Source organism: Sedimentibacter sp. B4 (genome assembly GCF_000309315.1).
GTDB lineage: Bacteria > Bacillota > Clostridia > Tissierellales > Sedimentibacteraceae > Sedimentibacter > Sedimentibacter saalensis.
The window spans coordinates 1-385 of the sequence record NZ_CANG01000227.1; the positions used below are offsets into that span (position 1 = coordinate 1).

Consider the following 385-nt stretch of genomic DNA (forward strand, 5'->3'; position numbering starts at 1 on the left):
GCTCCGGGGCGTGGACACTCACCTTCCCGGTACGCCGGTCGACATCGACGCGGGCTCCGGGAACCGCTCCGGGGGTCTTCTCGTAGGCGTTGAGCAGTGCCTCGGACAGTGCGTCGAGCAGCACGTCCATGCTGATTTCCTTGTCACGCTCCAGTTGCTTGAGCGCGCTCATATCGACGTCCACGTCACTCCTCCGCTTCTTCTTCGTCCTCGCCGGCGACCGGACGGTTCAACTCCACCTGCACCAACGCCCGCTTCACCCCATCCAGCGGGATCCTCTGCGCGGTGCCGTCCACGTCCACATCGACCACGTCACCGACCACGCCCAGCACCCGGCCGGTGAGGGTGCTCTCTGCGAGCGTGAACTCGACCAGGCGCCCGGTGT

The 385-nt window shown here is 66.5% G+C and carries 1 protein-coding gene and 1 pseudogene; both read right to left on the reverse strand.

Going from position 1 to position 385, the window contains the following annotated elements; all coding sequences use genetic code 11:
- The coding region (locus tag BN358_RS10850) for a NusA N-terminal domain-containing protein (protein WP_040582662.1) at window positions 1-184 on the reverse strand (184 nt) is incomplete at its 3' end.
- 1 nt (window position 185) lies between these two features.
- Window positions 186-385: pseudogene (locus BN358_RS26240) on the reverse strand (ribosome maturation factor RimP); the annotation flags it as partial.